The sequence below is a fragment of the Bifidobacterium lemurum genome (genome assembly GCF_014898175.1).
GTDB classification, from domain to species: Bacteria; Actinomycetota; Actinomycetes; order Actinomycetales; family Bifidobacteriaceae; genus Bifidobacterium; species Bifidobacterium lemurum.
Genome location: NZ_CP062948.1, coordinates 944,722 through 959,035 on the forward strand (window position 1 = coordinate 944,722; position 14,314 = coordinate 959,035).

General features: G+C 59.5%; 3 protein-coding genes and 6 rRNA genes. 2 read left to right on the plus strand and 7 right to left on the minus strand.

Going from position 1 to position 14,314, the window contains the following annotated elements:
- The first annotated feature begins 63 nt into the window (after positions 1-63).
- Together BL8807_RS03595 and BL8807_RS03600 are read left to right on the plus strand one after the other, a co-directional pair.
- Positions 64-441 carry a DUF4235 domain-containing protein gene (locus tag BL8807_RS03595; protein WP_072723699.1) on the plus strand — a complete coding sequence of 126 codons (378 nt, stop codon included), beginning with the start codon at positions 64-66 and terminating at the stop codon, positions 439-441.
- Between the two features lie 58 nt (positions 442-499).
- Positions 500-1,291, plus strand: coding sequence for a nitroreductase family protein (locus BL8807_RS03600; RefSeq protein WP_072723698.1), 792 nt, complete (start codon positions 500-502; stop codon positions 1,289-1,291).
- Positions 1,292-1,685: 394 nt separating this feature from the next.
- Here the strand turns inward: BL8807_RS03600 and rrf (BL8807_RS03605) are convergent.
- From rrf (BL8807_RS03605) to BL8807_RS03635, 7 genes are all read right to left on the minus strand, one after another.
- Positions 1,686-1,802: ribosomal RNA gene (gene rrf, locus BL8807_RS03605) — 5S ribosomal RNA — on the minus strand.
- Between the two features lie 162 nt (positions 1,803-1,964).
- Positions 1,965-5,027, minus strand: a 23S ribosomal RNA gene (locus BL8807_RS03610).
- A 464-nt stretch (positions 5,028-5,491) separates the two neighbouring features.
- Positions 5,492-7,018: ribosomal RNA gene (locus tag BL8807_RS03615) — 16S ribosomal RNA — on the minus strand.
- Between the two features lie 561 nt (positions 7,019-7,579).
- Positions 7,580-8,659, minus strand: coding sequence for a Fic family protein (locus BL8807_RS03620; protein ID WP_072727145.1), 1,080 nt, complete (start codon positions 8,657-8,659; stop codon positions 7,580-7,582).
- Positions 8,660-8,893: 234 nt separating this feature from the next.
- Positions 8,894-9,010: ribosomal RNA gene (rrf, locus tag BL8807_RS03625) — 5S ribosomal RNA — on the minus strand.
- A 162-nt stretch (positions 9,011-9,172) separates the two neighbouring features.
- A 23S ribosomal RNA gene (locus BL8807_RS03630) occupies positions 9,173-12,235 on the minus strand.
- Between the two features lie 464 nt (positions 12,236-12,699).
- Positions 12,700-14,226 (minus strand): 16S ribosomal RNA (locus BL8807_RS03635).
- The 16S, 23S and 5S rRNA genes sit together here, the layout of an rRNA operon.
- Positions 14,227-14,314: the final 88 nt, after the last annotated feature.

Genomic DNA, 14,314 nt, shown 5'->3' on the forward strand with positions numbered 1-14,314 from the left:
GCACTTCGACGGAACCGGACGTCCCCATGACGATTTACGTGCCACGAACTACACTGGGAATCCATGACTGACGTATACGCGGATTACCAAGACGGCTACGAGGGTTCTTCAGCGGACCGCATCGTCGCCCAGTTCCACGCCATCGACGACAAGGTGAACGCCATGCGAGACCAGCGACTCAACGATCCCGACTCCTTGGGAGACAAGCTCATCAAATTCACACTGCCCACACTCGCCGGTCTGGCCGCCGGCAAAGCCTTCCAGCTGCTGTGGGATCGCGGTCCGGGGCGCAAAACCGCCGGTGACGCGGCCCAACAGGGACTGGTGATGAGTCTGGCGTTCGCCGCCGCCTCCGCCGCGTTCGGAGCCATCGTCTCGCAGCTTTCCGACCGCGGATCCCAGGCACTGGTCGACCGCCGTCACCGCAAAGCCCGCCGCTGACTTTCCCTTATAGCGATATCCGTTTGGTTTTCCCCTTCGCTCCTGCGACAATGGGCGAATGAGTGAGCATATCATCGATAATCCGGTTGTCAGCACTCTGCTGAACCGTCGTTCCATCCGCAAATTCAAGAACGAGGCCGTCGACGCCGACACCGTCGCCACATTGGAAACCGTCGCGCAGCATGCCGCGTCAAGCCAGTTCCTCAACGACTGGTCGGCCATCCGCGTCACCGATCCCGAGGTCAAGGCGAAACTCGCCGAAATCGGACATCAGGATTACATCGCCACCGCGCCGCTGCTGTACGTATTCGTGCTCGACGAGCATCGCAACTCGCGCATCGCAGCCGGCAAAGGCGTGGACGTCACCGCGGACGAGTACACGTTGACTTCCAGCTACCGCTACTCGCAGGCCCAAAACGACGCCGTGCTGGCCCTGCACGCGATGGAGACCGCCGCCTATGGCCTCGGCCTGGGGTGCGTGATCCTCGGCTCTCTGCTGAATGATGTGCCGGCCCTTATCGAATTGCTCGAACTGCCTGAGCGCACCTATCCGGTGCTGGGACTGGCCATCGGCAAGCCCGACCAGGATCCCGAGGTCAAGCCGCGCATGCCGCGCTCGATGCAGTTCTTCGAGAACGCTTACCCCGCTGACGATGAGAATGAGGACGCCTTCCGCGCCGACCTCGCCGCTTTCGATGAGACTCTGCACCGGTACTACGATCTACGCGAAGCGGACCGTCCGGTCGATGCGTTCAGCGACCAGATCGCCGCCGTCGGCGTCGACCAAGGCGTGCTGAACAAGCCCGTCCTGTCTCCTTCCGAGGCTCAAGGCTTCCGTTTGGATCGATAAGGTTCGTCGGTTAGGTTCCGCCGGCTTTCAGCGCATATAACAAACCCTCCGGCGGATGGAGGTCTCTTCTGAGAGCGCCCATCCGTCGGAGGGTTTTGACGTTTGGCGATGGGGATCCCTCGACTGCGCTCGGGATGACGGGGTGGTCGTTGCATCCCGCGTGGTCCGGTGTTGGATGGGGTTCCTGCCCGTGTTCGGACGGTGGGTCGTCCGGTTCGGGTTCCGGCATCGTCGCGCTGGTTTCGATTTCGCGTGCCGGTGTGATCCGACTGCGCTCGGGATGGCGGCTGTCCCTTCCCGTCGTCCCGGGCGGGGTCGGGGGTTCCGGTGTGGGTCCGGATATGGGAAGACCCCGGGAGCCGTGTGGCTCGACCGGGGCCGTCCTGTTCGTGTGGTGCGGCGGCGTGCTACTCTCCCACACCCTGTCGGGTGCAGTACCATCGCCGTGCTGGGCCTTAGCTTCCGGGTTCGGAATGGGACCGGGCGTCTCACCCAGGCCATGGCCGCCGCAAATCTTTCTGTTATGCCCCGCGGTGGGGGTGTGTCGGTGGGTTGGGAACCGGCTAGCGGACGCGTGGTTTCGTGTTTGATCGCAGTGCGGACCGGAGTCGTGCTCCTTGTCGTCCGGTGGCTTGCCGGGTGATGCTTGCGGCCCCTCCCGGAAGGGAGGGATGGGATGTTGCCTTTCGCCCGTTAGTACCGGTCAGCTCCACCCCTCGCGGGGCTTCCACATCCGGCCTATCGACCACGTGTTCTGCATGGGGGCTACAGGGACTCGAGGGTCCCATGGAATCCTAATCTTGGAGCAGGCTTCCCGCTTAGATGCTTTCAGCGGTTATCCCTTCCGAACGTAGCCAACCGGCCGTGCCGCTGGCGCGACAACCGGCATACCAGAGGTTCGTCCACCCAGGTCCTCTCGTACTATGGGCAGGCCTCCTCAAGATTCCAACGAGCGCAGAGGATAGAGACCAAACTGTCTCACGACGTTCTGAACCCAGCTCGCGTGCCGCTTTAATCGGCGAACAGCCGAACCCTTGGGACCTGCTCCAGCCCCAGGATGCGACGAGCCGACATCGAGGTGCCAAACCATCCCGTCGATATGGACTCTTGGGAATGATCAGCCTGTTATCCCCGGGGTACCTTTTATCCGTTGAGCGATGCCGCGTCCGTGCGCCGGCACCGGATCACTAGTTCCGACTTTCGTCCCTGCTCGACCCGTCAGTCTCGCAGTCAAGCTCCCTTGTGCACTTACACTCGCCACCCGATTGCCAACCGGGCTGAGGGAACCTTTGAGCGCCTCCGTTACTCTTTGGGAGGCAACCGCCCCAGTTAAACTACCCGCCAGGCACTGTCCCTGACCAGGATGACTGGTCGAGGTGAGACATCCAATGCGAACAGAGCGGTATTTCAACGACGGCTCCACCACGGCTGGCGCCGTGGTCTCGTAGCCTCCCGCCTATGCTACACAATCCGCACCGAATGCCAATACCAAGGTATAGTAAAGGTCCCGGGGTCTTTTCGTCCTTCTGCGCTTAACGAGCATCTTTACTCGTACTGCAATTTCGCCGAGCTCCTGGTCGAGACAGTGGGGAAGTCGTTACGCCATTCGTGCAGGTCGGAACTTACCCGACAAGGAATTTCGCTACCTTAGGATGGTTATAGTTACCACCGCCGTTTACCGGGGCTTGAATTCACCGCTTCGCAAAAAGCTGACGGATCCTCTTAACCTTCCGGCACCGGGCAGGCGTCAGTGCATATACAGCGACTTACGTCTTCGCATGCACCTGTGTTTTTGGTAAACAGTCGCTACCCCCTGGTCTGTGCCACCCCCCAACGCTCCCCGGGCAGGCCGGTTCACGCGAGGGGGTCTCCCTTATACCGAAGGCACGGGAGCAATTTGCCGAGTTCCTTGACCAGGATTCGCTCGATCGCTTTGGTATTCTCTACCTGACCACCAGTGTCGGTTTGGGGTACGGGCGGCCGACAGCCTAACGCCGAAGCTTTTCTCGGCAGCCAGGATCACCGGATTCGGCCCATCACGGGCCCCATCATCGCGCCTCGCCCTCACGCCCCCCGGATTTGCCTGGGGGACGGGCTGCACGCTTGACCACGGAAAACCACCTCCGCGGCCGGCTACCTCTCTGCGTCACTCCTGCGCTGACCTACTACAAGGATCGGTCCCAACGGAATCCGGCATCCCCCTCCCGAAGGAGGAGTAAGCCGAAGACCGGAGGTTAGTACTCCAAGCCTCGGTTTTGGCGGCTGAAAGCCGGTACGGGAATATCGACCCGTTCGTCCATTCGACTACGCCTGTCGGCCTCGCCTTAGGACCCGACTAACCCGGGGACGATGAACGTGGCCCCGGAACCCTTAGTCATCCAGCGGCGGGGATCTTCACCCCGCTTTCGCTACTCATGTCTGCATTCTCACTTCCATGCGGTCCACGGCAGGCTTACGCCGCCGCTTCGCCCCGCATGGAACGCTCTCCTACCCAGCAGCCAAAGGCTGCTGCCGCGTCTTCGGTGGTGTGCTTGAGCCCCGCTACATTGTCGGCGCGGAACCACTAGACCAGTGATCTGTTACGAACTCTTTTAAGGATGGCTGCTTCTAAGCCAACCTCCTGGCTGTCTATGCGACTCCACATCCTTTCCCACTTAGCACACGCTTGGGGACCTTAGACGACGATCTGGGCTGTTTCCCTTTCGACGACGGAGCTTATCCCCCGCCGACTCACTGCCGGAATACGCATCACGGGTATTCGGAGTTTGGTTGCTATTGGTACCCGATATGGGCCCGCAAGCATCCAGTAGCTCTACCCCCCGGATGTAATCAACCGACGCTGCACCTAAATGCATTTCGGAGAGAACCAGCTATCACGGAATTTGATTGGCCTTTCACCCCTAACCCCAAGTCATCCCCTCAGTTTTCAACCTAAGTGGGTTCGGTCCTCCACGCGGTCTTACCCGCGCCTCAACCTGCTCAGGGCTAGATCATCCCGCTTCGGGTCCAGGGCACGCGACTAAAACGCCTTTTAAGACTCGCTTTCGCTACGGATCCCCCACGACGGGTTAACCTCGCCACATACCACTGACTCGCAGACTCATTTTTCGATAGGCACGCCGTCACCCCGAAAGGCTCCGACGGATTGTAGGCGCATGGTTTCAGAGACTGTTTCACTCCCCTCCCGGGGTACTTTTCACCTTTCCCTCACGGTACTCGTTCGCTATCGGTCAGACAGGAATATTTAGGCTTACCCGACGGTCCGGGCAGATTCACACGGGATTCCACGAGGCCCGTGCTACTTGGGAGACGCGGCCGGGAGACCATGCGCGTTCAGGTACGGGGCCATCACCCTCTGCGGCCCGGTATTCAACCCGGTTCCCCTGACACATGGTTTTGTCACTCCCGCCGGGCCCGTCGGAGCCCGGAGGCGCGTTCCCGCGACACCGCCCGCGCAACCCCCGACGGGTATCACGCGCGGACGGTTTAGCCTGATCCGCTTTCGCTCGCCACTACTCACGGAATATCCTTTCCTGCAGGTACTGAGATGTTTCACTTCCCTGCGTACCCCCCGCCCGAAGGCGGTGCCAGCCCATGACGGCTGGCGGGTTCCCCCATTCGGAGATCCTCGGATCAAAGCCCAGTCGGCGGCTCCCCGAGGCCTATCGCGGCCCCTCGCGTCCTTCATCGGTCCTGTCTGCCAAGGCATCCACCATACGCCCTTGCAAGCAACACCCAACACCCAACAAAGAAGCGTTGAGCATGCCGCAAGAACACCAGCAAACTCCTAGACAACAAATCATCACACTAAACGATCAACAAAACGATCAAACGAACACCCTCACAACAAGTGAGGAGTTCGATCGAAATCAACAGCGAGACAAGAGACCAACGAAGGCCTCCCGTTCTCGCTCGCGTCCACTATCCAGTTCTCAAACCACCCACGCGCGCGCCAAGCCGCCACCACCCCGACAGGGGAAGGGACGGACCCGACGGGCGAGGACCCACGCCCACGACCTTCGTCGCGGGTGGCGGTCCGGGAGCCCAAAAGCATGCCCGCACCACTCCCCCACGCCCCGAAGGACGCGGAAGCCAACGACCGTTTCCACACCAGCAGCCCCTCCCGGCCACCCGAACGGGCGGCCCATGAAGAAGGGGCGTTCGCACCGGACGACCAACGTCGTCCTGAATTCTCCGTAGAAAGGAGGTGATCCAGCCGCACCTTCCGGTACGGCTACCTTGTTACGACTTAGTCCCAATCACGAGTCTCACCTTAGACGGCTCCCTCCCACAAAGGGGTTGGGCCACCGGCTTCGGGTGCTACCCACTTTCATGACTTGACGGGCGGTGTGTACAAGGCCCGGGAACGCATTCACCGCGACGTTGCTGATTCGCGATTACTAGCGACTCCGCCTTCACGCAGTCGAGTTGCAGACTGCGATCCGAACTGAGACCGGTTTTCAGGGATCCGCTCCATGTCGCCATGTCGCATCCCGTTGTGCCGGCCATTGTAGCATGCGTGAAGCCCTGGACGTAAGGGGCATGATGATCTGACGTCATCCCCACCTTCCTCCGAGTTAACCCCGGCGGTCCCTGATGAGTTCCCGGCACGACCCGCTGGCAACATCAGGCGAGGGTTGCGCTCGTTGCGGGACTTAACCCAACATCTCACGACACGAGCTGACGACGACCATGCACCACCTGTGAACCCGCCCCGAAGGGAAGCCCCATCTCTGGGGCGGTCGGGAACATGTCAAGCCCAGGTAAGGTTCTTCGCGTTGCATCGAATTAATCCGCATGCTCCGCCGCTTGTGCGGGCCCCCGTCAATTTCTTTGAGTTTTAGCCTTGCGGCCGTACTCCCCAGGCGGGATGCTTAACGCGTTAGCTCCGACACGGAACCCGTGGAACGGGCCCCACATCCAGCATCCACCGTTTACGGCGTGGACTACCAGGGTATCTAATCCTGTTCGCTCCCCACGCTTTCGCTCCTCAGCGTCAGTAACGGCCCAGAGACCTGCCTTCGCCATTGGTGTTCTTCCCGATATCTACACATTCCACCGTTACACCGGGAATTCCAGTCTCCCCTACCGCACTCCAGCCTGCCCGTACCCGGCGCAGATCCACCGTTAAGCGATGGACTTTCACACCGGACGCGACAAACCGCCTACGAGCTCTTTACGCCCAATAATTCCGGATAACGCTTGCACCCTACGTATTACCGCGGCTGCTGGCACGTAGTTAGCCGGTGCTTATTCGAAAGGTACACTCACTTATCGCTTGCTCCCCAACAAAAGCGGTTTACAACCCGAAGGCCTCCATCCCGCACGCGGCGTCGCTGCATCAGGCTTGCGCCCATTGTGCAATATTCCCCACTGCTGCCTCCCGTAGGAGTCTGGGCCGTATCTCAGTCCCAATGTGGCCGGTCGCCCTCTCAGGCCGGCTACCCGTCGAAGCCATGGTGGGCCGTTACCCCGCCATCAAGCTGATAGGACGCGACCCCATCCCATGCCGCGAAAGCTTTCCCACAATCACATGCGATCATGTGGAACATCCGGCATTACCACCCGTTTCCAGGAGCTATTCCGGTGCATGGGGCAGGTCGGTCACGCATTACTCACCCGTTCGCCACTCTCACCACCAAGCAAGCTTGGTGGATCCCGTTCGACTTGCATGTGTTAAGCACGCCGCCAGCGTTCATCCTGAGCCAGAATCGAACCCTCCACAAAAAAACCTCGTGGAAAGACATCGAATAGATGACTCTCAAACAATTATTTTCCAAAAGAAAATGACGAGCACGTCCTATAAGGAAGGACGCCACTCACAAAAACCTCACCACCCATTAACCGCTCCCGCGGACCCGGCAAAACCAGGCGGGCAATGAACTGGCAATCATTGACTATAAAGAAGTAGTACAAACACGCTCTTGAGTTCTCAAACCACCACCACACACTCAGTCCGAAGCAATCTCTTGGAGATTTCCCCTCGCTGACCGGCAGCAAGATGAATAACTTACACACACCCGAACCAAAACGCAAATCCACATCGGCAAGACATTGCCGAATCGTTGCAAACACTGCCTTTCATCGGCGTGTCGAAAACGCGTTTCAGTGAACAAAAATCCCCGCGGAAATACTTTGTCTCCAGAAAACGACGCAGTAACGCTTATTCGTCCACACACAATCACCACAAAAGCGACGACACGCCCATGCCGCGCATCGTCTGATCTTCGCATGATGTTCCGTCTGGATGCGCGGCGTTCTCAGTCTCGTCCGAGATCTTCGCTCTGGTCATCGGGGCCTCCGAGTGCGATCACCTGGCGAGGCAAGCACATAGCCGGTGCCACGGCCGCCGCCGACTTTGACGATACGGCCTTCATCGACCAATTGCTTCAAGGCACGTTCTATGGTCGTCAGACTGATATCGGGACATTCGCGGTGAATCATCGCCTTGGTGATTTTGCCAGGACGCCGTTCAAACACGTCTTCGACCCGTTGGGCTTTGGTTTTCCGCCCGCCGCCCGCCACCGTCTCGACTCGTTGCGCCAGGTCGCGATATGCGGCAAGCACCACGCCCAGCATGAACCGCACGAATGGTGCCTCGTCATTGAGGTTTTCATCCCATCCGGCCGAACTTGCGGCGAGAGCGTCGTAATACAGGCTTTTGTTGTCTTCGATTAGCCGTTCCACACTGATATAGCGACCGACCAGATATCCCGATTGCTCCATCAGCAGCACGGTCAGCAGCCGACTCATACGTCCATTGCCGTCATTGAACGGATGGATGCACAGAAAGTCGAAAACGAAACGAATGACCAGCAGCAGCGGATCATAGCGGTCCGCCTCCAGCGCATCACGGAAGGTCGAGCATAGCCGTTCCATGGCCGTGGGAGTGGCGACCGCAGGAACAGGTCGGAAACGCACCATGCGGTTGCCTTGGTCATCAAGCCCGACGATTTCATTGTCGCCATCCTTCCAACGCCCGCCATACGACAGCGAGGTGTGGCGCATCAGATCCCGATGAAGCTGCAGAATCACATTGGGGCTAATGGCGATATAGTCATGCTGTTCGTGAATCAGCGCGAGCACATCTCGATACCCCGCGATTTCCTCTTCGGCGCGACCTCGCGGTTCTATGCTGCGCACCATGAGATCCGCCAGGCGGCGTTCGGTGGTGACGATGCCTTCGATACGGTTGGACGAGCCGGTGCTTTCGATCTGAGCGACATGGATCAACGATTCCAGCACATCCGGCCGTGCGGTCAGCCATAGATTCTGCCGCCCCTTATGCTCGCGAATTTCGAGCAGCAGCTTGGTGATGCCGGGATCGGTAAGCGCTGCGGGCAGCGTGAGGTAATCGAAGTCATGCATATCTCAGTTCTACCTCATTCTCCTCTCTTTCTGCATCATTTTGTTAGACTTGATGCAGAAAAGAGGAGAATGAGGCAAAATCGCCGATAACGCTTATTATGTCAGCTCCAAATACGAAAAAACCCGAGCACCATGTGGTGGTCGGGTTTGTCGTGTTGGCGGTTTGTCGTGTGTGTGGGTATGGGGACGGCCCCGGGAGCCGTGTGGCTCGACCGGGGCCGTCCTGTTCGTGTGGTGCGGCGGCGTGCTACTCTCCCACACCCTGTCGGGTGCAGTACCATCGCCGTGCTGGGCCTTAGCTTCCGGGTTCGGAATGGGACCGGGCGTCTCACCCAGGCCATGGCCGCCGCAAATCTTTCTGTTATGCCCCGCGGTGGGGGTGTGTCGGTGGGTTGGGAACCGGCTAGCGGACGCGTGGTTTCGTGTTTGATCGCAGTGCGGACCGGAGTCGTGCTCCTTGTCGTCCGGTGGCTTGCCGGGTGATGCTTGCGGCCCCTCCCGGAAGGGAGGGATGGGATGTTGCCTTTCGCCCGTTAGTACCGGTCAGCTCCACCCCTCGCGGGGCTTCCACATCCGGCCTATCGACCACGTGTTCTGCATGGGGGCTACAGGGACTCGAGGGTCCCATGGAATCCTAATCTTGGAGCAGGCTTCCCGCTTAGATGCTTTCAGCGGTTATCCCTTCCGAACGTAGCCAACCGGCCGTGCCGCTGGCGCGACAACCGGCATACCAGAGGTTCGTCCACCCAGGTCCTCTCGTACTATGGGCAGGCCTCCTCAAGATTCCAACGAGCGCAGAGGATAGAGACCAAACTGTCTCACGACGTTCTGAACCCAGCTCGCGTGCCGCTTTAATCGGCGAACAGCCGAACCCTTGGGACCTGCTCCAGCCCCAGGATGCGACGAGCCGACATCGAGGTGCCAAACCATCCCGTCGATATGGACTCTTGGGAATGATCAGCCTGTTATCCCCGGGGTACCTTTTATCCGTTGAGCGATGCCGCGTCCGTGCGCCGGCACCGGATCACTAGTTCCGACTTTCGTCCCTGCTCGACCCGTCAGTCTCGCAGTCAAGCTCCCTTGTGCACTTACACTCGCCACCCGATTGCCAACCGGGCTGAGGGAACCTTTGAGCGCCTCCGTTACTCTTTGGGAGGCAACCGCCCCAGTTAAACTACCCGCCAGGCACTGTCCCTGACCAGGATGACTGGTCGAGGTGAGACATCCAATGCGAACAGAGCGGTATTTCAACGACGGCTCCACCACGGCTGGCGCCGTGGTCTCGTAGCCTCCCGCCTATGCTACACAATCCGCACCGAATGCCAATACCAAGGTATAGTAAAGGTCCCGGGGTCTTTTCGTCCTTCTGCGCTTAACGAGCATCTTTACTCGTACTGCAATTTCGCCGAGCTCCTGGTCGAGACAGTGGGGAAGTCGTTACGCCATTCGTGCAGGTCGGAACTTACCCGACAAGGAATTTCGCTACCTTAGGATGGTTATAGTTACCACCGCCGTTTACCGGGGCTTGAATTCACCGCTTCGCAAAAAGCTGACGGATCCTCTTAACCTTCCGGCACCGGGCAGGCGTCAGTGCATATACAGCGACTTACGTCTTCGCATGCACCTGTGTTTTTGGTAAACAGTCGCTACCCCCTGGTCTGTGCCACCCCCCAACGCTCCCCGGGCAGGCCGGTTCACGCGAGGGGGTCTCCCTTATACCGAAGGCACGGGAGCAATTTGCCGAGTTCCTTGACCAGGATTCGCTCGATCGCTTTGGTATTCTCTACCTGACCACCAGTGTCGGTTTGGGGTACGGGCGGCCGACAGCCTAACGCCGAAGCTTTTCTCGGCAGCCAGGATCACCGGATTCGGCCCATCACGGGCCCCATCATCGCGCCTCGCCCTCACGCCCCCCGGATTTGCCTGGGGGACGGGCTGCACGCTTGACCACGGAAAACCACCTCCGCGGCCGGCTACCTCTCTGCGTCACTCCTGCGCTGACCTACTACAAGGATCGGTCCCAACGGAATCCGGCATCCCCCTCCCGAAGGAGGAGTAAGCCGAAGACCGGAGGTTAGTACTCCAAGCCTCGGTTTTGGCGGCTGAAAGCCGGTACGGGAATATCGACCCGTTCGTCCATTCGACTACGCCTGTCGGCCTCGCCTTAGGACCCGACTAACCCGGGGACGATGAACGTGGCCCCGGAACCCTTAGTCATCCAGCGGCGGGGATCTTCACCCCGCTTTCGCTACTCATGTCTGCATTCTCACTTCCATGCGGTCCACGGCAGGCTTACGCCGCCGCTTCGCCCCGCATGGAACGCTCTCCTACCCAGCAGCCAAAGGCTGCTGCCGCGTCTTCGGTGGTGTGCTTGAGCCCCGCTACATTGTCGGCGCGGAACCACTAGACCAGTGATCTGTTACGAACTCTTTTAAGGATGGCTGCTTCTAAGCCAACCTCCTGGCTGTCTATGCGACTCCACATCCTTTCCCACTTAGCACACGCTTGGGGACCTTAGACGACGATCTGGGCTGTTTCCCTTTCGACGACGGAGCTTATCCCCCGCCGACTCACTGCCGGAATACGCATCACGGGTATTCGGAGTTTGGTTGCTATTGGTACCCGATATGGGCCCGCAAGCATCCAGTAGCTCTACCCCCCGGATGTAATCAACCGACGCTGCACCTAAATGCATTTCGGAGAGAACCAGCTATCACGGAATTTGATTGGCCTTTCACCCCTAACCCCAAGTCATCCCCTCAGTTTTCAACCTAAGTGGGTTCGGTCCTCCACGCGGTCTTACCCGCGCCTCAACCTGCTCAGGGCTAGATCATCCCGCTTCGGGTCCAGGGCACGCGACTAAAACGCCTTTTAAGACTCGCTTTCGCTACGGATCCCCCACGACGGGTTAACCTCGCCACATACCACTGACTCGCAGACTCATTTTTCGATAGGCACGCCGTCACCCCGAAAGGCTCCGACGGATTGTAGGCGCATGGTTTCAGAGACTGTTTCACTCCCCTCCCGGGGTACTTTTCACCTTTCCCTCACGGTACTCGTTCGCTATCGGTCAGACAGGAATATTTAGGCTTACCCGACGGTCCGGGCAGATTCACACGGGATTCCACGAGGCCCGTGCTACTTGGGAGACGCGGCCGGGAGACCATGCGCGTTCAGGTACGGGGCCATCACCCTCTGCGGCCCGGTATTCAACCCGGTTCCCCTGACACATGGTTTTGTCACTCCCGCCGGGCCCGTCGGAGCCCGGAGGCGCGTTCCCGCGACACCGCCCGCGCAACCCCCGACGGGTATCACGCGCGGACGGTTTAGCCTGATCCGCTTTCGCTCGCCACTACTCACGGAATATCCTTTCCTGCAGGTACTGAGATGTTTCACTTCCCTGCGTACCCCCCGCCCGAAGGCGGTGCCAGCCCATGACGGCTGGCGGGTTCCCCCATTCGGAGATCCTCGGATCAAAGCCCAGTCGGCGGCTCCCCGAGGCCTATCGCGGCCCCTCGCGTCCTTCATCGGTCCTGTCTGCCAAGGCATCCACCATACGCCCTTGCAAGCAACACCCAACACCCAACAAAGAAGCGTTGAGCATGCCGCAAGAACACCAGCAAACTCCTAGACAACAAATCATCACACTAAACGATCAACAAAACGATCAAACGAACACCCTCACAACAAGTGAGGAGTTCGATCGAAATCAACAGCGAGACAAGAGACCAACGAAGGCCTCCCGTTCTCGCTCGCGTCCACTATCCAGTTCTCAAACCACCCACGCGCGCGCCAAGCCGCCACCACCCCGACAGGGGAAGGGACGGACCCGACGGGCGAGGACCCACGCCCACGACCTTCGTCGCGGGTGGCGGTCCGGGAGCCCAAAAGCATGCCCGCACCACTCCCCCACGCCCCGAAGGACGCGGAAGCCAACGACCGTTTCCACACCAGCAGCCCCTCCCGGCCACCCGAACGGGCGGCCCATGAAGAAGGGGCGTTCGCACCGGACGACCAACGTCGTCCTGAATTCTCCGTAGAAAGGAGGTGATCCAGCCGCACCTTCCGGTACGGCTACCTTGTTACGACTTAGTCCCAATCACGAGTCTCACCTTAGACGGCTCCCTCCCACAAAGGGGTTGGGCCACCGGCTTCGGGTGCTACCCACTTTCATGACTTGACGGGCGGTGTGTACAAGGCCCGGGAACGCATTCACCGCGACGTTGCTGATTCGCGATTACTAGCGACTCCGCCTTCACGCAGTCGAGTTGCAGACTGCGATCCGAACTGAGACCGGTTTTCAGGGATCCGCTCCATGTCGCCATGTCGCATCCCGTTGTGCCGGCCATTGTAGCATGCGTGAAGCCCTGGACGTAAGGGGCATGATGATCTGACGTCATCCCCACCTTCCTCCGAGTTAACCCCGGCGGTCCCTGATGAGTTCCCGGCACGACCCGCTGGCAACATCAGGCGAGGGTTGCGCTCGTTGCGGGACTTAACCCAACATCTCACGACACGAGCTGACGACGACCATGCACCACCTGTGAACCCGCCCCGAAGGGAAGCCCCATCTCTGGGGCGGTCGGGAACATGTCAAGCCCAGGTAAGGTTCTTCGCGTTGCATCGAATTAATCCGCATGCTCCGCCGCTTGTGCGGGCCCCCGTCAATTTCTTTGAGTTTTAGCCTTGCGGCCGTACTCCCCAGGCGGGATGCTTAACGCGTTAGCTCCGACACGGAACCCGTGGAACGGGCCCCACATCCAGCATCCACCGTTTACGGCGTGGACTACCAGGGTATCTAATCCTGTTCGCTCCCCACGCTTTCGCTCCTCAGCGTCAGTAACGGCCCAGAGACCTGCCTTCGCCATTGGTGTTCTTCCCGATATCTACACATTCCACCGTTACACCGGGAATTCCAGTCTCCCCTACCGCACTCCAGCCTGCCCGTACCCGGCGCAGATCCACCGTTAAGCGATGGACTTTCACACCGGACGCGACAAACCGCCTACGAGCTCTTTACGCCCAATAATTCCGGATAACGCTTGCACCCTACGTATTACCGCGGCTGCTGGCACGTAGTTAGCCGGTGCTTATTCGAAAGGTACACTCACTTATCGCTTGCTCCCCAACAAAAGCGGTTTACAACCCGAAGGCCTCCATCCCGCACGCGGCGTCGCTGCATCAGGCTTGCGCCCATTGTGCAATATTCCCCACTGCTGCCTCCCGTAGGAGTCTGGGCCGTATCTCAGTCCCAATGTGGCCGGTCGCCCTCTCAGGCCGGCTACCCGTCGAAGCCATGGTGGGCCGTTACCCCGCCATCAAGCTGATAGGACGCGACCCCATCCCATGCCGCGAAAGCTTTCCCACAATCACATGCGATCATGTGGAACATCCGGCATTACCACCCGTTTCCAGGAGCTATTCCGGTGCATGGGGCAGGTCGGTCACGCATTACTCACCCGTTCGCCACTCTCACCACCAAGCAAGCTTGGTGGATCCCGTTCGACTTGCATGTGTTAAGCACGCCGCCAGCGTTCATCCTGAGCCAGAATCGAACCCTCCACAAAAAAACCTCGTGGAAAGACATCGAATAGATGACTCTCAAACAATTATTTTCCAAAAGAAAATGACGAGCACGTCCTATAAGGAAGGACG

Bases quoted from the DNA above. Each gene is read 5' to 3' on its own strand.
- BL8807_RS03600 (WP_072723698.1), top strand. From the start codon at position 500: ATGAGTGAGCATATCATCGATAATCCGGTTGTCAGCACTCTGCTGAAC.
- BL8807_RS03595 (WP_072723699.1), top strand. From the start codon at position 64: ATGACTGACGTATACGCGGATTACCAAGACGGCTACGAGGGTTCTTCA.
- BL8807_RS03620 (WP_072727145.1), bottom strand. From the start codon at position 8,659: ATGCATGACTTCGATTACCTCACGCTGCCCGCAGCGCTTACCGATCCC.